This window comes from Azotobacter tropicalis (genome assembly GCF_059739045.1).
Genome location: NZ_AP046059.1, coordinates 2237418 through 2262369, shown reverse-complemented (window position 1 = coordinate 2262369; position 24952 = coordinate 2237418). Strand labels below are relative to the sequence as shown.

Here is a 24952-nt window from a genome sequence, read left to right as displayed (position 1 = left end):
GGGGAACAGCATGTCTCGCGTTGCTAAGAACCCCGTCAAGCTGCCCGCTGGCGTAGAAGTCAAGCTGGCCGGTCAGCAGCTTTCGGTGAAGGGAGCGAAAGGCTCTCTCGAATTGAATCTGCATCCTTCCGTCGAGGTCATCCAGGATGCCGGTGAGCTGCGTTTTGCCGCCCGCAATGGCGATCAGCAGAACAGAGCCATGGCCGGTACCACTCGTGCACTCGTCAATAACATGGTGATTGGTGTCAGTCAGGGCTTCGAGCGCAAGCTGCAACTGGTTGGCGTTGGTTACAAGGCGCAGGCCAAGGGCAGATCCTGTCTCTGGCGCTTGGCTTCTCCCACCCGGTGGACTATGAGTTGCCGCAAGGCATCACTGCTGAGACTCCTAGCCAGACTGATATCCTGATCAAGGGCATCGACAAGCAGCTGGTGGGGCAGGTGGCGGCCGAAATTCGGGATTTCCGTCGTCCCGAGCCATATAAGGGCAAGGGCGTGCGGTATTCCGATGAAGTGGTCCATCGCAAAGAAGCCAAGAAGAAGTAGGGCATAGCAAATGAGCGTAAAGAAAGAAACTCGTCTGCGTCGCGCTCGCAAGGCACGCCTGAAAATGCGCGAGCTGGAAGCCGTACGCCTTTGCGTATACCGCTCTTCCCAGCATATTTATGCCCAGGTCATTACGACCGACGGCGGCAAGGTTCTGGCTTCCGCCTCGACCTTGGACAAAGAACTGCGCGACGGTGCTACTGGCAACGTCGATGCGGCTAAGAGGGTTGGTCGGCTGGTGGCCGAGCGTGCGAAGGCCGCTGGCGTAACTCAGGTGGCATTCGACCGTTCTGGCTTCAAGTACCACGGTCGTGTCAAAGCACTGGCCGATGCTGCTCGTGAAGGCGGGCTGGAGTTCTAAGTTATGGCGAATAACGAGCAAAAGCGCGACGAGGGCTACATCGAGAAGCTGGTTCAGGTCAATCGCGTTGCCAAGACCGTCAAGGGTGGCCGGATCTTTACCTTTACCGCACTGACGGTAGTCGGCGACGGCAAAGGGCGTGTCGGTTTCGGTCGCGGCAAGTCCCGCGAGGTGCCTGCTGCCATCCAGAAGGCCATGGAAGCTGCCCGTCGCAACATGATCCAAGTTGATCTGAGCGGTACCACCCTGCAGTACCCGGTCAAGTCCGCCCATGGCGCATCTCGGGTTTACATGCAGCCTGCCAGCGAGGGTACCGGTATCATTGCCGGCGGCGCCATGCGTGCCGTTCTCGAGGTTGCGGGTGTGCAGAACGTTCTGGCCAAGTGCTACGGCTCGACCAATCCAGTGAACGTGGTTTACGCCACCTTCAAGGGACTGAAGGAAATGCAGTCTCCGGAATCTGTGGCGGCCAAGCGTGGTAAGAGCGTCGAGGAGATTCTCTGATCATGGCAACTGTCAAAGTCACTCTGGTTAAGAGCCTGAATGGTCGTCTGGCCAATCACAAGGCCTGTGTCAAGGGCTTGGGCCTGCGGCGCATTGGTCATACCGTCGAAGTTCAGGATACCCCTGAGAATCGTGGGATGATCAATAAGGCTTATTACCTGCTGCGTGTGGAGGGTTGATCCATGCAACTGAACGATCTGCGTTCCGCTCCGGGTGCCCGGCGCGAAAAGCTGCGTCCGGGTCGTGGCATCGGTAGCGGCCTCGGCAAGACTGGCGGTCGGGGCCATAAAGGGCAGACTTCCCGCTCCGGCGGCAAGATTGCGCCCGGCTTCGAGGGCGGTCAGCAGCCTCTGCATCGCCGTCTGCCGAAGTTTGGCTTCACTTCCCTGAAAGCCATGGATCGTGCGGAAATTCGCACTTCCGAGCTGGCTAAGGTGGTCGGTGATGTCGTGACCCTGCAGTCGCTGAAGGATGCCGATTTGGTCAATCAAAGCGTCCGTCGCGTGAAAGTCATGCTATCTGGCGAGGTAGGCCGAGCCGTTATTCTGAAGGGAATCGCCGTCACCAAGGGTGCGCGTGCGGCCATCGAAGCAGCTGGCGGTAAAATCGAGGACTAAATGGCTAAGCAAGGTGCTCTCTCCGCACTCAGCAATGGCGGGTTGTCCGAGCTGTGGGCTCGGCTGCGGTTCCTGTTCCTGGCGATCATCGTCTATCGTATAGGCGCGCATATCCCGGTGCCAGGAATCAACCCCGACAGGCTCGCGGAACTGTTCCAGCAGAACGAGGGAACCATTCTTAGCCTGTTCAACATGTTCTCCGGTGGTGCGCTGGAACGGATGAGCATCTTTGCGCTGGGGATCATGCCGTACATTTCGGCATCGATCATCATGCAACTGATGACCGTGGTCAGCCCCCAGTTGGAGCAGTTGAAGAAGGAGGGCGAGGCCGGTCGTCGCAAGATCAGCCAGTATACCCGTTACGGGACACTTGCTCTGGCGATCATCCAGGCCTTCGGCATGTCCGTCGGTCTGGCCAGTCAGGGCGTCGCCTTTGCCGCCGATTTCGGCTTCTACTTCGTGGCTGTGAGCACCTTCGTGGCAGGTGCGATGTTCATGATGTGGCTGGGCGAGCAAATTACCGAGCGAGGCGTCGGTAACGGCATTTCGATGCTGATTTTTGCCGGGATCGTAGCCGGTCTGCCGGCGGCGATCGGTCAGTCGTTCGAGTCTGCCCGCCAGGGTGATATCAATATCGTCGCGCTGCTGGCCGTCGCGCTGCTGGCTGTGGCGATTATTGGCTTCGTGGTTTTCGTCGAGCGTGGCCAGCGGCGTATTGCGGTGCACTACGCCAAGCGCCAACAGGGTCGCAAGGTTTTTGCTGCACAGACCAGTCACTTGCCGCTGAAGGTGAACATGGCGGGGGTCATCCCGGCCATTTTCGCTAGCAGCATCCTGCTGTTCCCGGCGTCGCTGGGGTCGTGGTTCGGCCAGTCTGAAGGCATGGGTTGGCTTCAGGACATAGCGCAGGCCATTGCGCCCGGCCAGCCATTGAATATCATTCTTTTCAGTGTGGGGATCATTTTCTTCTGTTTCTTCTACACTGCGCTGATGTTCAATCCCAAGGATGTGGCGGAAAACTTGAAGAAATCGGGCGCTTTTATTCCGGGGATCAGGCCGGGTGAGCAGTCGGCTCGCTATATCGACGGCGTGTTGACCCGCCTGACCATTTTTGGCGCTCTCTACATGACGGCGGTCTGTCTGCTTCCGCAGTTCCTGGTGGTGGCAGCCAACGTGCCGTTCTATCTTGGCGGGACTTCGTTGCTGATCGTGGTGGTGGTTGTGATGGACTTCATGTCACAAGTGCAATCGCACCTCGTTTCGCACCAGTACGAATCCCTGATGAAGAAAAGCAGCCTGAAGGGCTACGGTGGCGGCATGCTCCGCTGATCTGCCCGTAAGGTTCGAGGAGTTGGTAATGAAAGTTCGTGCGTCGGTGAAAAAGCTCTGCCGCAACTGCAAGATCATCCGCCGCGACGGTGTCGTGCGCGTGATTTGCAGCGCAGAGCCGCGTCACAAGCAGCGCCAAGGCTGAGTGTGATCCTCGCGTGCTGAGCCCGGCAGCTAGTGTGCTGTCGGGTTGATTATTTTTTATTACAGCGCTAGTATCCTGCGCCCTATTTCTTGGCTTCCAGGGCGTGGGTAGCTGTCAATTGGAGTTCCACTGAATGGCCCGTATCGCAGGCGTCAACATTCCGGATAACAAGCATACTGTTATCTCGCTGACCTACATCTATGGTGTCGGTCGTACTACTGCACAGGCTATCTGTGCCGCCACCGGTGTCAATCCGGCAGCAAAGATCAAAGATCTGTCGGACGAGCAGATCGAACAACTGCGTGGCGAAGTGGCCAAGCTCACCACCGAGGGTGACCTGCGCCGCGAAGTCAACATGAAAATCAAGCGCCTGATGGATTTGGGCTGCTACCGCGGCCTGCGTCATCGTCGTGGCCTGCCGGTTCGCGGTCAGCGTACCAAGACTAACGCTCGTACCCGCAAGGGCCCGCGCAAGCCGATCCGCAAGTAATCGCATTCGCGAATCGACAGGAATCTAATCATGGCAAAACCTGCTGCTCGTCCTCGTAAGAAAGTTAAAAAGACCGTGGTGGATGGCATCGCCCATATCCATGCGTCCTTCAACAACACCATTGTGACCATCACTGATCGTCAGGGTAACGCCCTATCTTGGGCCACTTCCGGCGGCTCCGGCTTCCGTGGTTCGCGTAAGAGCACGCCGTTCGCTGCCCAGGTGGCTGCCGAGCGTGCCGGCCAGGCCGCTCTTGAGTACGGCCTGAAGAACCTCGACGTGAATGTCAAGGGCCCCGGCCCGGGTCGTGAATCAGCCGTACGCGCTCTTAATGCCTGCGGTTACAAGATTGCCAGCATTACCGACGTGACCCCGATCCCGCATAACGGCTGCCGCCCGCCGAAGAAGCGTCGCGTGTAATAGGAGACAGTGAAGAATGGCACGTTACATTGGTCCCAAATGCAAACTGTCCCGTCGCGAAGGCACTGACCTGTTCTTGAAGAGCGGCTCGCGCGCGCTCGAATCCAAGTGCAACGTCGAGTCGGCACCGGGTATCCATGGCCAGCGCCGCGGTCGCCTCTCCGAGTATGGCACCCAACTGCGCGAAAAGCAGAAGGTCCGCCGGATCTACGGCGTGCTGGAGCGCCAGTTCAGCGGTTACTATAAGGAAGCCAGTCGTCGCAAGGGCTCCACCGGTGAGAACCTGTTGCAGCTGCTTGAGTGTCGTCTGGACAACGTGGTCTACCGCATGGGCTTCGGTGCTACTCGTGCCGAATCCCGCCAACTGGTTTCGCACAAGGCCATTACTGTCAATGGTCAGGCCGTGAACATTCCATCTTACCAGATCAAGGCTGGTGATGTCGTAGCCGTTCGCGAAAAAGCCAAGAATCAGCTGCGCATCGCCCAGGCTCTCGAACTCTGTGGTCAGCGTGGCCGTGTCGAGTGGGTTGAAGTGGATACCGAGAAGAAGTCTGGCGTGTTCAAGAGCGTGCCGGCTCGCAGCGACCTGTCCGCCGACATCAACGAAAACCTGATTGTCGAGCTCTACTCCAAGTAAGGGCTAGAAAATAGGTATATCCATGCAGAGTTCGGTAAATGAGTTCCTGACCCCTCGCCACATCGATGTGCAAGCGGTCAGTCCGACCCGCGCCAAGATCACGCTTGAGCCTCTTGAGCGCGGTTTTGGTCATACCCTGGGCAATGCCCTGCGTCGCATCCTGCTGTCTTCTATGCCCGGCTGTGCAGTGGTCGAGGCCGAGATCGACGGCGTGCTTCATGAGTACAGCGCCATTGAAGGTGTGCAGGAAGATGTCATCGAAATCCTGCTCAACCTGAAGGGCCTGGCCATCAAGCTGCACGGTCGCGACGAAGTCACGCTGAGCCTGAGCAAAAAGGGCCCTGGCGCGGTCACCGCTGCCGATATTCAGCTGGATCATGATGTCGAAATCGTCAACGGCGCCCATGTAATCGCCAACCTGTCGGACAACGGCGTACTGAACATGAAGCTCAAAGTGGCTCGCGGACGTGGCTATGAGCCTGCCGACGCCCGCCAGAGCGATGAAGACGAGAGTCGCAGTATTGGCCGTCTGCAGCTCGACGCTTCCTTCAGTCCGGTCCGTCGGGTGGCCTACGTGGTGGAAAACGCCCGTGTCGAGCAGCGTACCAACCTGGACAAGCTGGTCATCGATCTGGAAACCAACGGTACCTTGGATCCCGAAGAGGCTATCCGCCGCGCCGCGACTATTCTGCAGCAGCAGCTGGCCGCGTTCGTCGACCTCAAGGGTGACGCCGCACCGGTAGTGGTGGAGCAGGAAGACGAGATCGATCCGATCCTCCTGCGTCCGGTTGACGATCTGGAGCTGACCGTACGTTCGGCCAACTGCCTGAAGGCGGAGAACATCTACTATATCGGTGACCTGATTCAGCGTACCGAAGTGGAGCTGTTGAAGACTCCGAACTTGGGTAAGAAGTCCCTGACCGAGATCAAGGACGTTCTGGCCTCCCGTGGTCTGTCCCTCGGTATGCGCCTCGACAACTGGCCGCCGGCAAGTCTTAAGAAGGACGACAAGGCTACGGCCTGAGCGTCATAACCACCGAACGAACAAGTTTGGTAAGGAATTGAACCATGCGTCATCGTAAAAGTGGCCGTCACCTGAGCCGCACCAGCGCACATCGCAAAGCCATGTTCCAGAACATGGCAGTGTCGCTGTTCGAGCACGAATTGATCAAAACCACCCTGCCCAAGGCCAAGGAGCTGCGCCGCGTCGCCGAGCCGCTGATCACCCTGGCCAAGGAAGACAGCGTCGCCAACCGTCGCCTGGCCTTCGACCGCACCCGCTCGAAGTCTGCCGTCGGCAAGCTGTTCAACGATCTGGGCAAGCGCTATGCCAACCGTCAGGGCGGCTATCTGCGCATTCTGAAGTGCGGTTTCCGGGCTGGTGATAATGCTCCCATGGCATACGTCGAGCTGGTTGACCGTCCGGCCGCTGGTGAATCCGCGGCTACCGAATAAGCGTTGTCTCGCTGAAAAGCTGAGCTAAGCTAAGCAGCTTGTGTGAAAGCATGCTGCAGCGGCTCAAACAAGCGCCCCGACTTGCTCGGGGCGTTTACTTTAGGGCTGTTGCCCGATTCTGCATGCGAACAAAAGCCTTCTCAGGCTCGTGGCGCCATTAGGGGCCAGGCCCCAGCGATGTTGATCGCTCGCTTGGGGTTGTAGGCTCGCACAGCTAGAGCCTGTTATTAACCCGTTCGTTTCTTGATCAGCCGGGTATTGCCAAGGCCTTGAGAGCAGTCGGCAACATCAGGCAAACAAAGGCTATGAAGTGAAAGCCCGCCAGCGTCGAGGCCAGGCGCTCGTAATCCCGACTCAGTCTTCGAAAGCGGGCCATCCAGCCGAAACTGCGCTCGACCACCCAGCGCCGGGGCAGCAGGATGAAGCCCTTCTTCGCTTCCGTGTGCTTGATCACTTCCAGCTGGATGCCATGCGCCTCTGCCTGCCGGGCCGCCGACTCGCCGCTGTAGCCCTGGTCGGCGAAGGCAACCTCCACCGCCTCACCGGTCACCCGCTGCACCTGCTCGGCGAGGGCGGCCACCTGGGCGCGGTCCTGTTCGTTGGCGGGCGTCACCCGCAGGGCGAGCAACTGCCCCAGCGTATCCACGGCCATATGCACCTTCGAGCCCTTGCGGCGTTTGGCCCCGTCATAGCCGGCCCGTGCGCCGCTTTCCGGCGTCGACTGCAGGGTGCGGCTGTCGAGGATCACGGCGCTGGGCTGAGCCTTGCGCTTGTCCGCCACCCGGATCAACTCGCGCACATCATGCAGCAGTTCCTCGAAGACGCCGGCCTCGATCCAGCGTCGGGTCTGCTGATACACCACCTGCCACGGCGGCAGATCATGCGGCATCTGCCGCCAGAGCAGGCCGCCGCGGACGATGTAGCGCAGGGCATTGAAGACCTCGCGCAGGCTGTGGACACGATGGGCGGAGGATTCGGGCATCAGCGCCAGATAGGGCGCCACGAAGGCCCACTCCTCATCGCTGACATCGGTGGGGTAGGGTTTTCGGGTTGTCGTCTGCATAACTGCAAACGATAACCAAAGCAGTGGTTAATAACAGGCTCTAGTGTGGTGAATCACAAGTTCGCTTCATTATTATTTCTTTGCAAGGCTCGAGCAGCCCTGCCGACAGAGGCCAGGATTTCACCTGCTCCCTTACTCCAGCGGAAAGGCCTTGGATTCTGGTTGTAGGTCGCCAGGTAATACTCGATGGACTGCTCGAGATCCTTCACGCTGGTATGGGCCTGGCGCTTTATCCACTTCTGGGTGAGCATCGAGAAAAAGCGCTCCACCCGATTCAGCCATGACGCAGACGTCGGGTGAAATGCACGTGATAACGCGGGTGCGCGACAAGCCAGGCACGCACCTTGTCGGTCTTGTGCACGGCATAGTTATCCATGATCAGGTGGATGGCCTTGTCGCTCTTGACCGTTTCCTCGATGGCCCTGAGAAACTCCAGGAATTCTGCGCTGCGGTGACGGCGCTTGAGACGTCCGATCACCTCGCCGGTGGCCACATCCAGGGCGGCAAACAAGGACGTCGTGCCATGGCGCTGATAATCATGGGTACGGGTCGCCGGATACCCAGGCTCCAGCGGCAGCCCCGGCTGTGTTCGATTGAGCGCCTGGATCTGGCTTTTCTCATCGACACACAGTACCAGCGCTTTATCAGGGGGATTTAGATAGAGCCCGACGATATCCTGCACCTTGTCGACAAAGGCAGGATCGGTGGACAGCTTGAAGGTGTGCTCCAGGTGGGGCTTGAGCCCGAAGGCTCGCCAGATACGCTGTACGCTCGCCGGTGAAATATGGGTGGCCTTGCTCATCCGGCGCGAGCTCCAATGACTGGCATCGTCGGGCCTGGTCTGCCGCACCCGGTCGACCACTTCCTGGACCTTTTCATCACTGATGCTGCGTGGGCGGCCTGAGCGCGGCTCGTCATTGAGGCCTTGCAGGCCCAAACGGGCGAAGCGAAGGCGCCACCTCGAAACGGTTTGCGCCGTAATGCCAAGCCGTCGAGCAATGGAAGAGCCGGACTCGCCTCGAGCGCAGGACAGAATGATCTCGGCGCGCAGCTGCATATCGGCAGGCCCCTTGTGCCTGGCTCGGCGGCGGGTGAGTTCGGCATGCTCTTGTTCGGTCAGTTCGATCCGAACGGCTGGGCGGCCTGTTTTCATCGCATGCCCTCCGAAAAACTCTGTCAGCTCCGCGGTAGACAAGATTTATCCTGAGTAGTTGTGATTCACCACACTAGGGTCATTTCCGTTTGCTCACCACCGAGCTGGCGCAGAAGGAGGTGGCTGTTGCCGAGCAGCCACTGCTTCAGGTTGCCAATGCGTGTACTCCTCGGACTTGGCCATATAGAGCTGCTGGCCACGATTGGAGTTTTTCAGGCTCAGCACTTTTCCGGCCTTAACGTCCAAGCGTTCCTGCTCCAGCGCTGCCTTGAGTTGCCTTGACCATCGGCTCCAGCGCATCCGGCTTGCGGGCCACGAACTGTTCCAGTTGCTGAGTCTCAATCAGCCCCTGGTAGGTCAAGTTGTCGGCGCTGTTGGCGTTGCAACTGCTCCAGAGGCGCCTTGACGACTGAGCGATCTAGCGTTTCGCCGACCTCGTCCAGCTTCGCCAGATACTCGGCAATGTTCTTGTTCAGAGTTATCTATGGACACTTAAGGTGTTTGGGGCTCAGCTGTCGACGCGCTTGAGGTTGCCGTCTGAAATTTGCTGTCATTTACGGCTAGCCGCTCTCCGGCGAACAGCCCGATCCGGTTGCAGAATTATACGAAGGCTCGACAGCTGACCTCCTGAGGCTCGGGTCTATTATCCTTGTGAAGGTCAGCCATGCTTTTGAAGCCCGGAGCCAGGCGCTCCAGCAGGCGCATGGTCTCGACATTAGGCTGTCTGGGCCACGGAAGGAGCGAATGCGCTGGCAATAACCAGGCAGATAGAGCTTAGGCAGGTCGACCCGATCATCGGCAGGGGCGTCCAGTCTTATTCGCTTGAGTCTTGGCAAGGATCTTTACCGGTACTAAACGGAAAAGTCGACCTCGCCAAGGACTGACTTTTTGCCTTGAGCTCTCTTGTCAGGCCCGGTCACGCTCCAGTAAGGGCTTGAGAAAGCGACCGGTATGGGAGCGCTCCATATACGCAATCTCTTCGGGTGTTCCGGTGCCGATGATGCTGCCTCCTCGCGAGCCACCTTCGGGGCCAAGGTCGACAATCCAGTCGGCTGTCTTGATCACATCCAGATTATGCTCGATCACTACCACTGTATTGCCATGGTCGCGCAAGCGGTGCAGCACGTCCAGCAGCTGTTGGATATCGGCGAAATGCAGCCCTGTGGTAGGTTCGTCGAGGATATACAGGGTTTTGCCGGTATCTCGTTTCGACAGCTCGCGGCTCAGCTTGACCCGTTGCGCCTCGCCGCCGGACAAGGTCGTGGCGCTTTGGCCTAAGCGAATGTAGGAGAGGCCGACGTCAATAAGCGTCTGCAGCTTGCGCGCCACTGCCGGTACGGCATCGAAGAAATCGCGCGCCTCCTCGATGGTCATTTCTAGCACTTCATGGATGTTTCGCCCCTTGTACTTTATCTCTAGCGTTTCACGGTTGTAGCGTTTGCCTTTGCAAACGTCGCAGGGAACGTAGATGTCGGGGAGAAAGTGCATCTCCACCTTGATTACACCGTCACCTTGACAGGCCTCACAGCGCCCCCCCTTGACGTTGAAGGAGAAGCGCCCAGGGTTGTAGCCGCGCGAGCGCGACTCCGGGACCCCGGCGAACAGTTCGCGGATAGGTGTGAAGAGCCCGGTATAGGTGGCTGGATTCGAGCGAGGGGTCCTGCCGATCGGGCTCTGGTCGATATCGACCACCTTGTCCAAATGCTGTAAGCCATCGAAGCTGTCGTGCGGGGCGATTTCCAGTGAGCTAGTGCCGTTCAAGGCCGTGGCGGTGAGGGGAAACAGGGTGTTGTTGATCAGGGTCGACTTGCCCGAGCCGGACACCCCGGTAATGCAGGTGAAAAGGCCCACCGGTATTTCCAGATCGACATTCTGCAGATTGTTGCCACGGGCTCCTTTGAGCATGAGGAGTCTCTGGGCGTCACGGGGGGTGCGTTCGGCCGGTACCTTGATTTTGACTCGGCCGGAGAGGTACTTGCCGGTCAGCGAGTCGGGGTGGGCCATCACTTCGGCCGGCGCACCCTCGGCGACGACCTGTCCGCCGTGCACACCGGCACCGGGACCGATATCGACCAGATAGTCGGCTAGACGGATGGCATCCTCGTCGTGTTCAACCACGATCACCGTATTGCCCAAGTCGCGCAGATGGGTGAGGGTGGCCAGCAGACGTTCGTTGTCGCGCTGGTGCAGACCGATGGAGGGCTCGTCGAGGATGTACATGACACCGACCAGACCTGCACCGATCTGGCTGGCCAGGCGGATGCGCTGTGCCTCGCCGCCGGACAGGGTGTCGGCGCTGCGATCAAGGGTCAGGTAGTCGAGGCCGACATTGACCAGGAACTGCAGGCGTTCGCGGATCTCTTTGAGGATCTTCCCGGCAATCTCGCCGCGTCGACCGGTCAGCGATAGATCGGCGAAGTAACCGCAGGCATCGCCCACCGGCAGGGCGGTGACGGCCGGCAGGGTCTTTTCGCCAACCCAGACATGCCGGGCTTCGCGGCGCAGTCGGGTACCGCGGCAGTCGGGGCAGGGCTGGCTGCTGAGCAGCTTGGCCAACTCCTCGCGCACGCTGGCGGATTCGGTTTCGCGGTAACGGCGCTCGAGGTTGGCAATGATCCCTTCGAAGGGATGCGCCCGCACGACGATGTCACCACGATCATTGAGATAGCGGAAATTGATGCTCTCGCGGCCGCTGCCCTGCAGCAGGATCTTTTGCTGTGCGGCCGGCAACTCCTCGAACGGCTCTTCGAGGCTGAACCCATAGTGCTCCGCCAGTGAGCCGAGCATCTGGAAGTAGTAGACATTGCGCCGGTCCCAGCCGCGAATCGCGCCTGCGGCGAGGGACAACTTGCCGTTGACCAGCCTGCGCGGATCGAAGAACTGTTTGACGCCCAGGCCGTCGCAGGAGGGGCAGGCGCCGGCCGGGTTGTTGAAGGAAAACAGCTTGGGCTCCAACTCGCCTATCGAGTGGCCGCAGTGCGGGCAGGCGAAGCGTGCGGAGAAGATCAACTCGTCGCCGGCCTCACCTTCCATCGGCACCACCAAGGCGATCCCGTCAGCCAGTTTCAAGGCTGTTTCGAAAGATTCGGCCAGGCGCTGCTGCAGATCGCCACGTACCTTGAAACGGTCGACCACCACGTCGATGCTGTGCTTCTTCTGCTTGTCCAGTTTGGGCAGCTCGTCCAGCTCGAAGAGTCGGCCGTCGACCCGGGCGCGGACGAAGCCCTGGGCACGCAACTCCTCGAACACAGAGAGGTGTTCGCCCTTGCGCTCGCGAACCACCGGGGCCAGCAGCATCAGCTTGCTGCCTTCCGGCAGTGCCAGCACCTGATCGACCATCTGGCTGACGGTCTGTGCCTCCAGCGGCACGTCGTGTTCCGGGCAGCGCGGGGTACCGACCCTGGCATAGAGCAGGCGCAGATAGTCGTAGATTTCGGTGATGGTGCCGACGGTGGACCGCGGATTGTGCGAGGTGGATTTCTGCTCGATGGAGATCGCCGGCGAGAGCCCTTCGATGGCATCGACATCAGGCTTTTCCATCATCGACAGGAATTGCCGGGCATAGGCCGAGAGGGACTCCACATAGCGGCGCTGCCCTTCGGCATAGAGTGTGTCGAAGGCCAGCGAGGACTTGCCGGAGCCGGACAGGCCGGTGATGACGATCAGTTTGTCGCGGGGCAGGGTCAGGTCGATGTTCTTCAGGTTGTGGGTACGTGCCCCACGGATCAGGATCTTGTCCAAAGCGGCCTCGCATGGCGGGCGGAAATCCGCGAGTATACGGCGCGCCGGGGGAGGGCGGGAAACGCCCGGCCCGGCTGGCATGGGCTGGCCGGGATGCGGCTGGTAGAATCGCGCCTTTTCACGAGGGTTGAAGCATGCACGACCGCGAACGCATGAGTGGCAGCGAAATCCGGGCGGGAGGCGGGCTGGCGCTGGTGTTCGCCTTTCGCATGCTGGGCATGTTCATGGTACTGCCGGTGCTCGCCACCTATGGCATGGATCTGAAGGGGGCCACGCCGGCCTTGATCGGTCTGGCGATCGGGGCCTATGGCTTGACCCAGGCGGTGCTGCAGATTCCTTTCGGTATCCTTTCCGACCGTATTGGCCGGCGTCCGGTCATTTATGTCGGCCTGGTGATCTTTGCCGTCGGCGCAGCGTTGGCGGCCAATGCCGACTCCATCTGGGGCGTCATCGCCGGCCGCGTGCTGCAGGGCGCCGGAGCCATCTCGGCGGCTGTCATGGCCCTGCTCTCCGACTTGACCCGTGAGCAGCACCGCACCAAGGCCATGGCCATGATCGGCATGAGCATCGGCCTGTCATTCGCTGCCGCCATGGTGATCGGTCCGCTGCTGACCAGTGCCTTCGGCCTGTCCGGACTGTTCTGGGCGACGGCGGGCATGGCCTTGTTCGGTATCCTGCTTGTCGCCGTGCTGGTGCCGGTAGCGCCGCGAGCCCTGCAGCATCGCGAATCCGCCGTGGCGCGCCAGGCCCTGGGTGCCACGCTGCGTCATTCCGACCTGCTGCGCCTGGATTTCGGCATCGGCGCGCTGCATGCGATCCTCATGGCTACCTTCGTCGCCCTGCCGCTGGCCCTAGTGGAGCGGGGCGGCTTGCCCCGGGAGGAGCACTGGTGGGTCTACCTGGTCGCCCTGTTCGTGGGCTTCTTCGGGATGGTCCCCTTCATCTTCTATGCTGAAAAGAGGCGGCAGATGAAGCGGGTGTTCTGCGCGGCGGTGGCCACGCTGTTGTTCTGCGAACTGTATTTCTGGCTGTTTGGCGGCAGTCTGACGGCCTTGGTGCTGGGGGCCGTGGCCTTCTTCACTGCCTTCAATCTGCTGGAGGCGTCCTTGCCCTCTCTGGTCAGCAAGGTCGCTCCGGCGGGGGGCAAGGGGACGGCAATGGGGGTGTACTCCACCAGTCAGTTCCTCGGTGCGGCACTGGGCGGGATCTTCGGCGGCTGGTTGTATCAGCAGGGCGGGCTGGGTGCGGTATTCGTCGGCTGTGCACTGCTCTGCGCCCTGTGGCTGGCGATAGCTGTTACCATGCGCGAACCTCCCTACGTGACCAGCCTGCGCTTGCCGCTGTCGCCCGCAGCCTTGCGCGATGTGGCCCTGCGCGAGCGTTTGTTGGCCGTGCCCGGAGTGGCAGATGCCGAAGTGGTGGCCGAGGAGGCTGCCCTGTATATCAAAGTGGATACCCAGAAACTGGACCGCACGTCCCTCGAGCGCCTGATCGACCCGGCGCCGGTGCGTGCTGAAGCCTAGGAGAACGTTATGGCCCGTGGGGTTAACAAAGTCATTCTGATCGGCAACGTCGGCGGCGACCCGGAAACCCGCTACCTGCCCAATGGCAATGCGGTCACCAACATCACCTTGGCCACCACCGACAGTTGGAAAGACAAGCAGACTGGCCAGCAGCAGGAGCGTACCGAATGGCACCGCGTGGTGTTCTTCGGCAAGCTCGCCGAGATTGCCGGCGAATACCTGCGCAAGGGGTCACAGTGCTACGTCGAGGGCCGTCTGCAGACCCGCAAGTGGCAGGGCCAGGACGGTCAGGACCGCTACACCACCGAAATCGTCGTCGACATGAACGGCACCCTGCAACTCCTAGGCGGGCGTGGCGGCAATGCCGACGAGGCCCCGCGTGCGCCGCGCCCCCCGCGCGAGCCGCAGCAGCAGGCCCCAGCCCCCAGTCGCGTCCCGCTCCGCAGCAGGATCGGCAGCCGCCAGCGCCGGACTACGACAGCTTCGACGACGACATTCCGTTCTAGGCCGGCTTTCCCGCCTGTCTTGCGGCGGGCGGGAGTTCAGGCGCTCGGTGCCTGTAAATGCTCCCTGTTGCTGCAAGCAACGCGAAATGTTTGGCATAGAGCACCAAGAGCTAAGCGACGATCGCGACGCGCAACCGAAGCGGCGCTCTAATTCGGCAGCTTCTGCCGCAGTGGCGAGTCACGGCCTACCCAGGCTGCTGGGAATCTCTCCCATGGTTCCATGACCGATCCCATGGCGGCCTCGATCAAACCGATCCAAGAGGTATCGCACCTGCCGGAGCCGACTCTCTTTGCCTTGTGCATGGCGCTGCTGAAGGGCATCGGCGGTCTGTCGCTGGCGGTCGGCTTGGCCATCCGGTCGCGGGCTGCCCTGATGGCAGGGCAGATGCTGGCGAGTACTCACATTCTCAGGCCGACTTGGTGTGGATCGACCGCGGAATCCAACATCTGCTGCCGATGCCGTTTCTGTCGGTCTACATTGTCTTCAGGGGCGCAGGGTGCTTTCCGCTTGGTCGTGTTTTGCGAAGCGGCTTCTGAGGCGCGTTCCGCGCCGTGGCGCTGGCAGTAGTGACGTGCACGGTCGAAAGCCGCACAATAACGCGCAATTGCCGGGAATGGTTTGGCCGACCCGGTGCCGATCACTGCAGATGATGGACCGCTTCCGGCCTTTCCATGCATTCATTCCTTCTGCCAACCCAGGATAGTCTCATCCCATGCATATGCGCCTGATGCTACTGGGCGGTGGCAGCGCCTTGGGGCGAGCCCTGATACACCTGGGTGCCGAGGCCGACATCAGCTTTCTGGCTCCGCGTCCGCCCGAACAGGGTTGGGATTCGGCTAGCCTGACCCTTCTGCTCGACGAGACCCGCCCCGAGGCCCTGGTCAATCTCGCCTACTACCATGATTGGTTTCAGGCCGAGACCCTCGATGCGGCGCGTCTGGCCACTCAGGAGCGGGCTACTGAGCGCCTGGCTGAGCTTTGTCAACATCATCAGATCATTCTGATGCAGCCGTCCAGTTACCGGGTCTTCGACGGTGCCCGCGCCACAGCCTACAGCGAGAAGGACGAGCCGCTGCCGCTCGGGTCGCGAGGACAATCTTTGCTGCGCATCGAGCAGAGCGTGCGCGCGATCTGTCCCTGGCATGTGCTGCTGCGTTTCGGCTGGCTATACGACGACAGTCCTGACGGACTGCTCGGGCGCTTTCTCCAGCGTGCCGAGCAGGAAAGTGTGCTGACGCTCGCCGATGACCGGCGCGGCAACCCGACCCTGGTGGACGACGCCGCACGGGTGATGCTCGCTGTGCTCAAGCAACTGGATTGCCGGGCGCCGCTGTGGGGCACCTATCATTACGGCGGCCACGAGGCGACCACCGCGCTGGCCTTCGGTCAGGCGGTCCTCGGCGAGGCGCGTGTCCACCGCCGGCTGGTCGTCGAGGATATCCAGGCCCAGCCGCACGGAGCGAGCCCGGACGCGGCCGAAGAACCACAGCATGCGGTGCTATCCTGCAAGAAGGTTCTCAACACCTTCGGCATCAAGCCGCGTGCCTGGCGCGCCGGTTTGCCGAACCTGCTGGATCGCTATTATCGCCATGTCTGATCTGCCTGTTCTGGTCACCGGGGGCGCCGGCTTCATCGGCTCGCATCTGGTCGACGCGCTGCTCGCCAAAGGGTATTCCGTGCGCGTGCTGGACAACCTGTCCAGCGGCAAGCCGGACAATCTGCCGCTCGGCGATTCCCGTCTCGAACTGGTCGAGGGCGATGTCGCCGATGCCACCCTGCTGCGGAAGCTCATGGGCGGCTGTGCCGCTGTGGTCCATCTGGCAGCCGTGGCTTCGGTTCAGGCTTCTGTGCTCGACCCGGTAGGAACCCACCGGAGCAATTTCATCGGCACCCTGAATGTCTGCGAGGCGATGCGCGAGCAAGGAGTCAGGCGTGTGCTGTTCGCCTCCAGTGCCGCGGTCTACGGCAACAACGGAGAAGGCGAGGCGATCGACGAGGACACGCCGAAGGCGCCGCTCACGCCCTATGCGGCGGACAAGCTGGCCAGCGAGCATTACCTTGACTTCTATCACCGCCAGCACGGGCTGGAGCCGGTGATCTTCCGTTTCTTCAATATCTACGGGCCGAGGCAGGACCCGTCGTCGCCCTACTCGGGCGTAATCAGCATCTTCACCGAGCGTGCCGCGAAGCGCTTGCCGATAACCCTGTTCGGCGATGGCGAGCAGACCCGCGATTTCGTCTACATCGCCGATCTCGTCGCGGTGCTGCTGCAGGCCTTGGAGGCGCCGCAGGTCCTGCCGGGAGCGGTGAATGTCGGATTGAACCGCAGCCTCAGCCTGAACCGGCTGCTCGAGGAAATCTCGACCTTGTTCGGCGGTCTTCCGGAGGTGCGCCGAGAGACCGCCCGTCCGGGCGATATTCGTCACTCGCGGGCGAACAACCGACGCCTGCTGGAGCGCTATCGACTGGCCGAGCCAACCTCGATGGCTGCCGGTCTGGCCTGCCTGCTGGGACAGGCACAGCCGTGACGGCCGGCACCTGCAGAAGAGAGACGTGGGAAAAGAAAAAGGCGCCATCTGGCGCCTTTTTCGCTGGAGGGTGGGTTCAGAACTTGTAGCCCAAGGCGACCATGTAGACCCAGGGGTTGACGTCCACGTCGACGGTGACCTTCTTGTCGTTCAGGTAGGTGGTGGCTTTGGTCTCGATGTCGATGTAGCGCACCTGGGCGTTGAGCATCAGGGTGTCGGTCAGCATGTAGTCCACGCCCACCTGGGCGGCCAGGCCGATGGAATCCTGCATGTCCAGGCCGCTGAAGCCCTTGTGCTCGGCGGCCTTGCCCAGTTTGGTCTCGAAGATGTAGGTGTAGTTGATGCCGACCCCGGCGTAGGGCTGGATGGTGGCGTTGGGCGACAGCGGGTAGTAGACCAGGCTGACGGTCGGCGGCAGCTGCTTGAAGTCGCCCAGGCGGCCATCCAGGTTGGCGGGAAGACCCTTGGCTTTCACCTCGTGGGTGAAGGGGGTGGCGGCCAGGTATTCGATGCCGACGTGGTCGGTCAGCATGTAGAGGTAGTTCAGGCCGAGTTGGGTATCGCTGTCGAGCGTGGCCTTGGTGCCGGAGAGCTTGCCGGCGCCGGCGAGGCGGATGTCCTCACTGTCTTCGCGGGGGTCGACGGTGACTGCACCAGCCCGCAGGATGATGTCGCCGCGCTCATGTGCACTGACGTAGGGGGCTGCCAGGGCCATGGTGACCAGGGAAAGGGCGAACAGTGAGTTGCGCATGGTCTTGCTCCTAAAGGCCAGTGAAGTTGTCGGCCTTTAATATGTTTGGTTCTTGGGCTCCATATTAGGCCGTTCGCCTTAAGCTGTTTTGATTCAACTCAATAAATAATGGCCACTATATTCATGCCAATTATTGGGGGCTGGACCGGTTGTTTGAGTGCGCTTGATGCATGTCAAAAGGGGCAGGCCTGGTCCGCCAGGCGGTCGTTACCGTTTGTGCTTTCTTGATTTGAATCAAGGCCCGCTCTCGAGGTTCTTCTGCTGCTTCCGATAACTTGAAGGAGAACTTGCAGTTAATATTGGTCGGAAAAATCTTTGGGGATCGAAGACCCTTTGATCCGCATCAATACGGGTATTGATTGATGGAGCTTTTGGGGCGTTGAGCAATCCGTTTTCATTGTGCGGCACGATGTCGCGGAAACAAAAAAGGCGCCATCTGGCGCCTTTTTCGCTGGAGGGTGGGTTCAGAACTTGTAGCCCAAGGCGACCATGTAGACCCAGGGGTTGACGTCCACGTCGACGGTGACCTTCTTGTCGTTCAGGTAGGTGGTGGCTTTGGTCTCGATGTCGATGTAGCGCACCTGGGCGTTGAGCATCAGGGTGTCGGTCAGCATGTAGTCCACGCCCACCTGGGCGGCCAGGCCGATGGAATCCTGCATGTCCAGGCCGCTGAAGCCCTTGTGCTCGGCGGCCTTGCCCAGTTTGGTCTCGAAGATGTAGGTGTAGTTGATGCCGACCCCGGCGTAGGGCTGGATGGTGGCGTTGGGCGACAGCGGGTAGTAGACCAGGCTGACGGTCGGCGGCAGCTGCTTGAAGTCGCCCAGGCGGCCATCCAGGTTGGCGGGAAGACCCTTGGCTTTCACCTCGTGGGTGAAGGGGGTGGCGGCCAGGTATTCGATGCCGACGTGGTCGGTCAGCATGTAGAGGTAGTTCAGGCCGAGTTGGGTATCGCTGTCGAGCGTGGCCTTGGTGCCGGAGAGCTTGCCGGCGCCGGCGAGGCGGATGTCCTCACTGTCTTCGCGGGGGTCGACGGTGACTGCACCAGCCCGCAGGATGATGTCGCCGCGCTCATGTGCACTGACGTAGGGGGCTGCCAGGGCCATGCCGACCAAGGAAAGGGCGAAGAAGGATTTGAACTTGGCCATGGCGAACTCCCGAAGAAGTATTTTTGTATGGAGTTAATGTTAATAAGTTCCGGCAGGCCAGCCTTGATTTGCCTCAATAAAACAATCGGATTGCTTTCTTATTGGGGTGGGCACTAAAAAAGTAAGTGTTATTAATGGAGGAGATATTCGGAAAGTTGCCGATTGGAATGATTTGTTGCAATGGGAAAGTCTGTTTTGCGGCGAAACGAAAAGAGCTTTCGTAAGAGATTTGAATTGCCGGTAAGCGTCGGCAATTAATACTGCGAAGGAACGAGGGCGGGGATCTGCTATTACTACTGGATAAGGGAGTCGGAAGGCTCCTCGTGGAAGCGCTCTTCCTGTTGGGGTAAAGGATATTTTGCTCAGGCGTCCTCGTGTTGACCTGGCGCAATAAAAGTTCCCTGGCTCTTTTGCTTTTCGATAGATGCGTGATGTAGATCACAAAATTTGGCTTCAGCGGCGCAGATGCCGCCTGTCGCCATCTGCGACGGACGTCTTTTCGCAGCCTCGGGCAGAAGCTGCAATGGTTGCTCCGGGTAGCTCTTCTACGCTGTGCCTTGCCGAGGAGGCTCCGTATGACCTCTTGCTCCCGCTATCTGTTGACGGCTGTCCTACTCCTGGCCAGCCAGCCGCTGCTGGCGGCGTCGCTGGAGGCGGCGCTGGACGAGAGCCAGCACCTGGCCGAGGAGGCGAAGGCCTCGCAAGCTCGCGTCGAGGCGCTGGACGATGCCAGCCGGGCTATGCTCAATGAGTACCGCGTCGCCATCCAGCAGGCCGAAGCCTTGAAGGGCTACAACGTCCAGATGCGCGAAATGACCATCGTCCAGAGCAAGGAGCTGGTCAGCTACCAGCAGCAACTGGCGGATATCGAGCGCACCCAGCAGGCGGTGGCGCCACAGATGCAGCGCATGGTCGAGGTGCTGGGCGAGTTCATCGCTGCCGATCTGCCGTTTCTTCGTGAGGAGCGCGGCGACCGGCTGGCGCAATTGCAGGGGTTGCTACCGCAGCCGGGTATTTCCCTGGCCGAGAAGTACCGGCGCATCCTCGAGGCCTACCAGATCGAGAGCGACTATGGCCGCACCCTCGAGGCATGGCGCGGCGAACTGCACGCAGAGGGCGACCTGCGCAGCGTCGAGTTCTTCCGCCTGGGCCGAGTGATGCTTTATTACCAGACCCTCGATGGCCATGAGAGCGGCTGGTGGAACCCACAGGCGAAGCGCTGGGAAGCGCTCGACGGCAGCGTCCGCCGCCCGCTGGCCCAGGCCATCGGCATGGCCCGCCAGCAACTGGCGCCAGCCTATCTGCAGCTGCCCATCAGGACCTTGACCCGGGAGACTAGGCCGTGAGCCCCCGTCTGTTCCTCCTCGCTATCCTGGGGCTGTTCTCCCCTGTCCTCCAGGCGGCCGCTCTCCTGACTCCCGATCAGCTGCTCGAGCGCATCCGCAGCGAGCGTGCCGCCGAAGTCCAGGCCATGGCCGAGCGGGAAAGGGCCTTCCTCGCCGAGCGCGGTGAGCAGGCCAGGCTGCTCGCCGCCGCACATGCCGAGTTGGCGGCACAGAAGGTCGAGGCCGAGCGGCTGAAGGCCGAGTTCGACCGTCAGGCGGCTTTGCTGGCCGAGCAGGAAAAGCAACTGGCCCTGCGTACCGGCACTTTTGGCGAGCTGTTCGCCGTGGTCCGCCAGAGTGCCGGAGATATCGCCGGGCAGTGGCAGGACAGCCTGCTCAACGCGCAGTACCCAGGGCGTCTGACACACCTCGAGGCGCTGGCGAAAAGCAAGGCCTTGCCCTCCAGCGAGGATCTCGACGGCTACTGGATGACCCTGCTCGAAGATCTCGCCGCCAGCGGCCGGGTCGAGCGGGTCGAACTGCCGGTGGTGGGCCTTGACGGCCAGCGCAAGAGCCAGCCGGTGCTGCGTGTCGGCACCTTTTCCGCCTTTGGCGAGGCGGGCTTCTTGCGCTACGACGCAGAGGCTGGCGAGTTGCTGGCCGCCGCCAGCCAGCCTTCCGGCGGCGATCGGGTGAAGGCTTATCTGGAGAGCGGCGGCGCCCTTGCCGAGCTGCCCATCGACCCCACGCGCGGCGTCCTGCTGGCCCAGCTGCAACGCGAGCCGAGTTTCTGGGATCGCCTGCAGCAGGGCGGGCTGGTCGGCTGGGTGATCGTCGCCCTCGGCCTGTTCGGTCTGTGCCTCGCCGCCTGGCGGATGGTCTATCTCGCTGGCGTCGCCCGCCGCGTCAGGGCCCAGTTGCAGGACCTCGGTACGCCCCGCGACGACAATCCCCTAGGGCGGGTCCTCGGCGTGCTCGGGCCGAAGCCGCAACTGGGCGATCTGGAAACCCTGGAGCTCAAGCTGGACGAGGCGATCCTCCTGGAGGCTCCGCTGCTGGAGCGCGGCCAGGGCCTGATCAAGCTGATCAGCGCCGTGGCGCCGCTGCTCGGCCTGCTCGGCACCGTGACCGGCATGATCGTCACCTTCCAGGCCATCACCCAGAGCGGCGGCGGCGACTCGCGGCTGATGGCCGATGGCATCTCCCAGGCCCTGGTGACCACCGTACAGGGGCTGGTGGTGGCCATCCCCATGCTGTTCCTGCACAGCCTGCTGGCCGGTCGCAGCAAAGCGCTGGTCCAGTTGCTCGAGCAACAGAGCGCCGGCCTGGTCGCTTTGCACCTGTCGGGAGCGCCGCGCCGTGACTGATCTGTACCTCCACTGGCTGCGGCTGGTCGACAGCGGCCACGCACTGCTCGACTTCATGGCCGCCGGCGGGCCGGAGATGTGGGTCCTGGCGGGACTCTGCGTGATCTACTGGACGCTGGTGTTCGAGCGCCTGTGGTTCATGCGTCGGGTATTCCCGCGCTGGGCCGAGGCGCGCCGCCAAGACTGGGGAGCGATCAGCCAGCAGCCCGGCACCTGGCAACGCGCGGTGCGCACCGCCTGGCTGGCCCAGGCCCGGCAGAAGCTCGCCGGCCCCCTGCGCTTCGGCAAGGTCCTGGTGGCGCTGTACCCGCTGCTTGGCCTGCTGGGCACCGTCAGCGGCATGATCGCGGTATTCGACGTGCTGGCCCTGAGCGGGGTCGCCAATCCGCGCAGCATGGCCGCCGGGGTCTGGCGGGCGACCCTGCCGACCATGGCCGGCATGGTCCTGGCCATCACCGGCCTGTTCAGCCTGGCGCGGCTGGAGCGCAGCGCCGAGCGCATGCTCGAGCGGCTGGCCGACCAGTTGCGTCACGACTGAGCGGAGGCATCGACGATGAAGATGCGCCGCCACCACTACCAGCAGGACGAGGAGGTCGGCATCGATCTGACGCCGATGCTTGATGTGGTCTTCATCATGCTGATCTTCTTCATCGTCACCAGCTCCTTCATCAAGGAGTCCGGTGTCGAGGTCCAGCGCCCGCAGGCGGACACCGCCAGTGCCCAGGACAAGGGCAACATCCTGATCGCGGTGACCGCCGACGGCCAGGTCTGGATCGACAGGCAGATCGTCGATGTGCGCAGCGTGCGCGCCCATGTCGAGCGCCTGCGTGCCGACCAGCCCAACGGTGCGGTGCTGGTTCAGGCCGACCGCGACGCGCGGACCGGGCTGGTCGTGCAGGTGATGGACCAGGCGCGGCAGGCCGGCGTGACCGATGTGGCGCTGGCCGCCGGTGCGGACGTGCGCTGATGCGTCTGCCACTGTCCTTTGCCGTCGCCTGCCTGGTGACCCTAGCGCTGTTCTCGCTGATGCTCAGCCTGGTCGATCTGCCGGGCGGCAAGGTTCCCGAGGACCCGCTCAATGTCGGCCATTTCGTGCGAATAGGGGCGGTCGAGCCGAGCCGTGCGAGCGCCAGCCGGCAGCCGGCGCCGGACCTGCCGCAAGCCAAGGCATTGCCGACGCCGGCGACCCCGCTGGCGCCGGTTGCCGCCGCGCCCGTATCCCGGCTGCCGAGCCTCGATCTGGAAATCCCGGCTCTGTCGAGCAGGATCGGTGTCGCCAGTGCGCCGGCTCCGACTCTGGAGGGGCTGGCCGCCGCACCGGCCGCATCCGGCCCGGCATCGACGTCGGCCGCGGCCGGCTCCGCAGAGAGCGGCAGCGGCGGGGCAACTGGCGGCAGCGGGAGCGGAGCCGGCGAGGCCGGCCCGTCCGCGGGGGTGGAAAGCGATGTGCGGCCGCTCAACGACGTCCGTCCGCGCTATCCGCAAGAGGCCCTGCAGCGCGGCATCGAGGGGCATGTGAAGCTGGCCTTCACCATCAACCGCGCCGGCAGCGTGGAGAACATCCGCGTGCTGGAAGCCTCGCCGCCCGGTGTTTTCGAGCGCGAGGCGCGCAGCGCCGCCGCCCGCTGGCGCTTCGCACCGCGTACCGAGAGCGGCCGGGCTGTCGACCGCGAAGCGTTCAAGACCCTGTATTTCAAGATTCGCAAGGGGGATTGAGATGCGCCGTCTGGTGTTTTTGCTGCTTGTGCTGACGGCGGCGGCGCAGGCGACGCAAAACGTCGACTCTACTGTGCTCCAGGCCCTGCAGGCGGCGCAGGCGGCGCAGCAGAGGGGCGATCGTGCGGCTGCCCGGCGCGTCCTGGAGGGCGTCAAGGGTGCACCGGGCAGTCTCGAGGAGGCATTGCTCTGGCGCAGCCGCGGCTATCTGGCCTGGGCCGAGGGCCACACCGTGCGAGCCATCGAGCTGCTGTCCAAGGCGCTGGCCAGCGGCAGGCTGGACAAGGAGGTGGCAGCCCGCGAGCGCCTCAACCTGGCCAGGCTGAACGCCGCCGAGGGCCGCCATGCCCAGGTGGTCGAGCTGCTCGCGGCGCTTTCCGCCACGGCCGATGGGGAGGTCCTGCTGATGCTGGCGCAGGCCTATCAGGGGCTGGGGCAGCCCGACAGGGCCCTGCCGCTGGCCGAGCGCTATGTAGAAGTCACTCCGGCGGCGACGGACAGCTGGCTGCGCTTTCTGGTCGCTGCCAGCGCCGATCTCAGGCGTTGGCCTGTCGCCGAGCGCTGGCAGCGCCAGCTGCTGGCCCGCCATCCCGACGAGATCGGCCAATGGCGCCAGCTGGCCGCCCTGCAGCAGAGGAGCGGTGCGGGGCACAAGGCGCTGGCGACCTTGCGCACGGCCTACAGCAAGGGGCTGCACTTCAGCGAACGCGAACTGGACGATCTCGTGCTGCTGGCCGCGGGGGCCGGCCAGCCTTGGCAAGGGGCCAGGCTGCTGGCCGTGCTGCTGCAGAACGGCGTCCTGGCCCGCACTGCGGCCCGCGAGGAGCGCCTCGGCCTGCTCTGGTGGCAGGCCCGCGACCGGCCGCGGGCGACCGAGGTGTTCGGCCGTCTCGCCGCCAGCTCGAACAACCCAGGCCACTGGTTGAGTCTTGCCCAGCTGGAGCTGGAACAGGCCCACTGGCTGCTGGGGCTGGACGCGCTGAAGCGCGCCGAGCAGGCCGGCGCGGCCGGCAGTCAGATACGCGTCTGGCGCGAGTGGGCGGAAAGCGAGCTGGCCTTCGAGCGCGACCGGCCTCTGGCCGGGGCCGACTGAGCGGCGGTAGCCTCGCCGGCTTCATTGCTCCAGCTGGTAGGGATAGACCTTGCTGGTCGTCATCCGGTAACCCGCCGTGGCCAGCTCGCTGCTGGTCTGCTCGACCTGTAGCTTGCCCTCCACCCAGTACGGCTGGTACAGCACGTCGAGCTGCACGCCCGGCTCGTTGCGCACGTGCACGATCTGGTTCGACGGCGGCGGCGGCACATGGATGCAGGCGCCGAAGTAGGGCACCAGCAGGAACTCGCGGACGCGGCCGTCGCTGCCGGTTTCCAGGGGCACCAGGTAGCCGGGCAGGCGGACCAGTTGCTCGTCGAGCGCCTTGACCACCGGCGCCGACGGCGAGGCCTGGGCCGCCGCCGGTGCGGCTTCGTCGGCCAGTCCGTCGTCGCCCTGGCCTTCGTGCATCGGCGCCTGGGGTTCCGGTGCTGGTGGCGTGCCCTCGGGAATCATCTCGGTCCAGGCCAGATCCCGGGGTTCGGCCGCCCACAGCGGCATGGCGAGGGCGAGCAGCAGGACAAGCAGAAGGCGTCGCATCG

The 24952-nt window shown here is 62.5% G+C and carries 26 protein-coding genes and 3 pseudogenes; 23 read left to right on the top strand and 6 right to left on the bottom strand.

Annotation, left to right across the window (positions count from 1 at the left end; translation table 11 throughout):
- Positions 1-10 precede the first annotated feature (10 nt).
- The 12 genes and pseudogenes from rplF to rplQ all read left to right on the top strand — a co-directional run bounded on the left by rplF (position 11) and on the right by rplQ (position 6501).
- A pseudogene (rplF, locus tag Atro_RS10690) lies at positions 11-543 on the top strand (50S ribosomal protein L6).
- 10 nt (positions 544-553) lie between these two features.
- Positions 554-904: a 50S ribosomal protein L18 gene (gene rplR, locus Atro_RS10685; protein ID WP_497927569.1), complete on the top strand. Its 351-nt coding sequence runs from the start codon at positions 554-556 to the stop codon at positions 902-904.
- A 3-nt stretch (positions 905-907) separates the two neighbouring features.
- Entirely contained in the window at positions 908-1408 is a 501-nt protein-coding gene (gene rpsE, locus Atro_RS10680; RefSeq protein WP_012699319.1) for a 30S ribosomal protein S5, read from the top strand.
- 2 nt (positions 1409-1410) lie between these two features.
- Positions 1411-1587 (top strand): 50S ribosomal protein L30, encoded by a 177-nt coding sequence (gene rpmD, locus Atro_RS10675; protein WP_039806119.1) that lies wholly within the window; start codon positions 1411-1413, stop codon positions 1585-1587.
- Positions 1588-1590: 3 nt separating this feature from the next.
- Positions 1591-2025, top strand: coding sequence for a 50S ribosomal protein L15 (rplO, locus tag Atro_RS10670; RefSeq protein WP_497927568.1), 435 nt, complete (start codon positions 1591-1593; stop codon positions 2023-2025).
- Positions 2026-3354, top strand: a complete 1329-nt coding sequence (secY, locus tag Atro_RS10665; RefSeq protein ID WP_497927567.1) for a preprotein translocase subunit SecY — start codon at positions 2026-2028, stop codon at positions 3352-3354. It begins immediately after the preceding gene.
- A gap of 28 nt (positions 3355-3382) precedes the next feature.
- The gene (gene rpmJ, locus Atro_RS10660; protein WP_003281814.1) at positions 3383-3499 is read left to right on the top strand and encodes a 50S ribosomal protein L36; all 117 of its coding nucleotides are present in this window, start codon (positions 3383-3385) and stop codon (positions 3497-3499) included.
- Positions 3500-3632: 133 nt separating this feature from the next.
- Complete coding sequence (gene rpsM, locus Atro_RS10655; RefSeq protein ID WP_012699324.1) at positions 3633-3989, top strand: 30S ribosomal protein S13; 357 nt, start codon at positions 3633-3635, stop codon at positions 3987-3989.
- 30 nt (positions 3990-4019) lie between these two features.
- Positions 4020-4409, top strand: coding sequence for a 30S ribosomal protein S11 (rpsK, locus tag Atro_RS10650; protein ID WP_003093689.1), 390 nt, complete (start codon positions 4020-4022; stop codon positions 4407-4409).
- Between the two features lie 16 nt (positions 4410-4425).
- Positions 4426-5046, top strand: coding sequence for a 30S ribosomal protein S4 (gene rpsD, locus Atro_RS10645; protein ID WP_497927566.1), 621 nt, complete (start codon positions 4426-4428; stop codon positions 5044-5046).
- Between the two features lie 22 nt (positions 5047-5068).
- Positions 5069-6070, top strand: coding sequence for a DNA-directed RNA polymerase subunit alpha (locus tag Atro_RS10640; protein WP_497927565.1), 1002 nt, complete (start codon positions 5069-5071; stop codon positions 6068-6070).
- A gap of 44 nt (positions 6071-6114) precedes the next feature.
- Positions 6115-6501: a 50S ribosomal protein L17 gene (gene rplQ, locus Atro_RS10635; protein WP_497927564.1), complete on the top strand. Its 387-nt coding sequence runs from the start codon at positions 6115-6117 to the stop codon at positions 6499-6501.
- A gap of 247 nt (positions 6502-6748) precedes the next feature.
- Here the strand turns inward: rplQ and Atro_RS10630 are convergent, their stop codons facing one another.
- The 3 genes and pseudogenes from Atro_RS10630 to uvrA form a co-directional block, all read right to left on the bottom strand.
- Positions 6749-7564, bottom strand: a complete 816-nt coding sequence (locus Atro_RS10630; RefSeq protein ID WP_497927563.1) for an IS5 family transposase — start codon at positions 7562-7564, stop codon at positions 6749-6751.
- Between the two features lie 53 nt (positions 7565-7617).
- Positions 7618-8717: pseudogene (locus tag Atro_RS10625) on the bottom strand (IS630 family transposase).
- A 906-nt stretch (positions 8718-9623) separates the two neighbouring features.
- Positions 9624-12458, bottom strand: a complete 2835-nt coding sequence (gene uvrA / locus Atro_RS10620) for an excinuclease ABC subunit UvrA (RefSeq protein WP_497927562.1) — start codon at positions 12456-12458, stop codon at positions 9624-9626.
- A 134-nt stretch (positions 12459-12592) separates the two neighbouring features.
- Here uvrA and Atro_RS10615 point away from each other — a divergent pair, with 134 nt between their 5' ends.
- The 5 genes and pseudogenes from Atro_RS10615 (at position 12593) to Atro_RS10595 (ending at position 17016) form a co-directional block, all read left to right on the top strand.
- Positions 12593-13981: an MFS transporter gene (locus Atro_RS10615; RefSeq protein WP_497927561.1), complete on the top strand. Its 1389-nt coding sequence runs from the start codon at positions 12593-12595 to the stop codon at positions 13979-13981.
- A 9-nt stretch (positions 13982-13990) separates the two neighbouring features.
- A pseudogene (locus tag Atro_RS10610) lies at positions 13991-14487 on the top strand (single-stranded DNA-binding protein).
- 220 nt (positions 14488-14707) lie between these two features.
- Complete coding sequence (locus Atro_RS10605) at positions 14708-15055, top strand: DoxX family membrane protein (RefSeq protein ID WP_497927560.1); 348 nt, start codon at positions 14708-14710, stop codon at positions 15053-15055.
- A gap of 145 nt (positions 15056-15200) precedes the next feature.
- Positions 15201-16085 (top strand): sugar nucleotide-binding protein, encoded by an 885-nt coding sequence (locus Atro_RS10600; RefSeq protein WP_497927559.1) that lies wholly within the window; start codon positions 15201-15203, stop codon positions 16083-16085.
- Positions 16078-17016, top strand: coding sequence for an NAD-dependent epimerase/dehydratase family protein (locus Atro_RS10595; RefSeq protein ID WP_497927558.1), 939 nt, complete (start codon positions 16078-16080; stop codon positions 17014-17016). The genes Atro_RS10600 and Atro_RS10595 overlap by 8 nt, the downstream gene beginning before the upstream one ends.
- A gap of 76 nt (positions 17017-17092) precedes the next feature.
- Here the strand turns inward: Atro_RS10595 and Atro_RS10590 are convergent, their stop codons facing one another.
- Together Atro_RS10590 and Atro_RS10585 are read right to left on the bottom strand one after the other, a co-directional pair.
- Complete coding sequence (locus Atro_RS10590; RefSeq protein ID WP_497927557.1) at positions 17093-17767, bottom strand: OmpW/AlkL family protein; 675 nt, start codon at positions 17765-17767, stop codon at positions 17093-17095.
- Between the two features lie 464 nt (positions 17768-18231).
- A complete protein-coding gene (locus Atro_RS10585; RefSeq protein WP_497927556.1) occupies positions 18232-18912 on the bottom strand; it encodes an OmpW/AlkL family protein in 681 nt (226 codons plus the stop codon).
- 575 nt (positions 18913-19487) lie between these two features.
- Between Atro_RS10585 and Atro_RS10580 the strand changes: the two genes are divergently transcribed.
- The 6 genes from Atro_RS10580 to Atro_RS10555 are packed head-to-tail and all read left to right on the top strand — an operon-like array spanning position 19488 to position 24413.
- A complete protein-coding gene (locus tag Atro_RS10580; protein ID WP_497927555.1) occupies positions 19488-20258 on the top strand; it encodes a DUF3450 domain-containing protein in 771 nt (256 codons plus the stop codon).
- Positions 20259-20266: 8 nt separating this feature from the next.
- Positions 20267-21604, top strand: coding sequence for a MotA/TolQ/ExbB proton channel family protein (locus tag Atro_RS10575; protein WP_497927663.1), 1338 nt, complete (start codon positions 20267-20269; stop codon positions 21602-21604).
- Entirely contained in the window at positions 21597-22142 is a 546-nt protein-coding gene (locus tag Atro_RS10570; protein WP_497927554.1) for a MotA/TolQ/ExbB proton channel family protein, read from the top strand. The genes Atro_RS10575 and Atro_RS10570 overlap by 8 nt, the downstream gene beginning before the upstream one ends.
- Positions 22143-22157: 15 nt before the next feature.
- On the top strand, positions 22158-22571 hold the full coding sequence (locus tag Atro_RS10565) for an ExbD/TolR family protein (RefSeq protein WP_497927553.1): 414 nt from the start codon (positions 22158-22160) through the stop codon (positions 22569-22571).
- The gene (locus Atro_RS10560; RefSeq protein WP_497927552.1) at positions 22571-23320 is read left to right on the top strand and encodes an energy transducer TonB; all 750 of its coding nucleotides are present in this window, start codon (positions 22571-22573) and stop codon (positions 23318-23320) included. The genes Atro_RS10565 and Atro_RS10560 overlap by 1 nt, the downstream gene beginning before the upstream one ends.
- A 1-nt stretch (position 23321) precedes the next feature.
- Complete coding sequence (locus Atro_RS10555) at positions 23322-24413, top strand: tetratricopeptide repeat protein (RefSeq protein WP_497927551.1); 1092 nt, start codon at positions 23322-23324, stop codon at positions 24411-24413.
- A 21-nt stretch (positions 24414-24434) separates the two neighbouring features.
- Here Atro_RS10555 and Atro_RS10550 read toward each other — a convergent pair whose 3' ends face one another.
- A complete protein-coding gene (locus Atro_RS10550) occupies positions 24435-24950 on the bottom strand; it encodes a DUF3299 domain-containing protein (protein WP_497927550.1) in 516 nt (171 codons plus the stop codon).
- Positions 24951-24952: the final 2 nt, after the last annotated feature.

Bases quoted from the DNA above. Each gene is read 5' to 3' on its own strand.
- rplR (WP_497927569.1), top strand. From the start codon at position 554: ATGAGCGTAAAGAAAGAAACTCGTCTGCGTCGCGCTCGCAAGGCACGC.
- rpsE (WP_012699319.1), top strand. From the start codon at position 908: ATGGCGAATAACGAGCAAAAGCGCGACGAGGGCTACATCGAGAAGCTG.
- rpmD (WP_039806119.1), top strand. From the start codon at position 1,411: ATGGCAACTGTCAAAGTCACTCTGGTTAAGAGCCTGAATGGTCGTCTG.
- rplO (WP_497927568.1), top strand. From the start codon at position 1,591: ATGCAACTGAACGATCTGCGTTCCGCTCCGGGTGCCCGGCGCGAAAAG.
- secY (WP_497927567.1), top strand. From the start codon at position 2,026: ATGGCTAAGCAAGGTGCTCTCTCCGCACTCAGCAATGGCGGGTTGTCC.
- rpmJ (WP_003281814.1), top strand. From the start codon at position 3,383: ATGAAAGTTCGTGCGTCGGTGAAAAAGCTCTGCCGCAACTGCAAGATC.
- rpsM (WP_012699324.1), top strand. From the start codon at position 3,633: ATGGCCCGTATCGCAGGCGTCAACATTCCGGATAACAAGCATACTGTT.
- rpsK (WP_003093689.1), top strand. From the start codon at position 4,020: ATGGCAAAACCTGCTGCTCGTCCTCGTAAGAAAGTTAAAAAGACCGTG.
- rpsD (WP_497927566.1), top strand. From the start codon at position 4,426: ATGGCACGTTACATTGGTCCCAAATGCAAACTGTCCCGTCGCGAAGGC.
- Atro_RS10640 (WP_497927565.1), top strand. From the start codon at position 5,069: ATGCAGAGTTCGGTAAATGAGTTCCTGACCCCTCGCCACATCGATGTG.
- rplQ (WP_497927564.1), top strand. From the start codon at position 6,115: ATGCGTCATCGTAAAAGTGGCCGTCACCTGAGCCGCACCAGCGCACAT.
- Atro_RS10630 (WP_497927563.1), bottom strand. From the start codon at position 7,564: ATGCAGACGACAACCCGAAAACCCTACCCCACCGATGTCAGCGATGAG.
- Atro_RS10615 (WP_497927561.1), top strand. From the start codon at position 12,593: ATGCACGACCGCGAACGCATGAGTGGCAGCGAAATCCGGGCGGGAGGC.
- Atro_RS10605 (WP_497927560.1), top strand. From the start codon at position 14,708: ATGACCGATCCCATGGCGGCCTCGATCAAACCGATCCAAGAGGTATCG.
- Atro_RS10600 (WP_497927559.1), top strand. From the start codon at position 15,201: ATGCATATGCGCCTGATGCTACTGGGCGGTGGCAGCGCCTTGGGGCGA.
- Atro_RS10595 (WP_497927558.1), top strand. From the start codon at position 16,078: ATGTCTGATCTGCCTGTTCTGGTCACCGGGGGCGCCGGCTTCATCGGC.
- Atro_RS10590 (WP_497927557.1), bottom strand. From the start codon at position 17,767: ATGCGCAACTCACTGTTCGCCCTTTCCCTGGTCACCATGGCCCTGGCA.
- Atro_RS10585 (WP_497927556.1), bottom strand. From the start codon at position 18,912: ATGGCCAAGTTCAAATCCTTCTTCGCCCTTTCCTTGGTCGGCATGGCC.
- Atro_RS10580 (WP_497927555.1), top strand. From the start codon at position 19,488: ATGACCTCTTGCTCCCGCTATCTGTTGACGGCTGTCCTACTCCTGGCC.
- Atro_RS10565 (WP_497927553.1), top strand. From the start codon at position 22,158: ATGAAGATGCGCCGCCACCACTACCAGCAGGACGAGGAGGTCGGCATC.
- Atro_RS10560 (WP_497927552.1), top strand. From the start codon at position 22,571: ATGCGTCTGCCACTGTCCTTTGCCGTCGCCTGCCTGGTGACCCTAGCG.
- Atro_RS10555 (WP_497927551.1), top strand. From the start codon at position 23,322: ATGCGCCGTCTGGTGTTTTTGCTGCTTGTGCTGACGGCGGCGGCGCAG.
- Atro_RS10550 (WP_497927550.1), bottom strand. From the start codon at position 24,950: ATGCGACGCCTTCTGCTTGTCCTGCTGCTCGCCCTCGCCATGCCGCTG.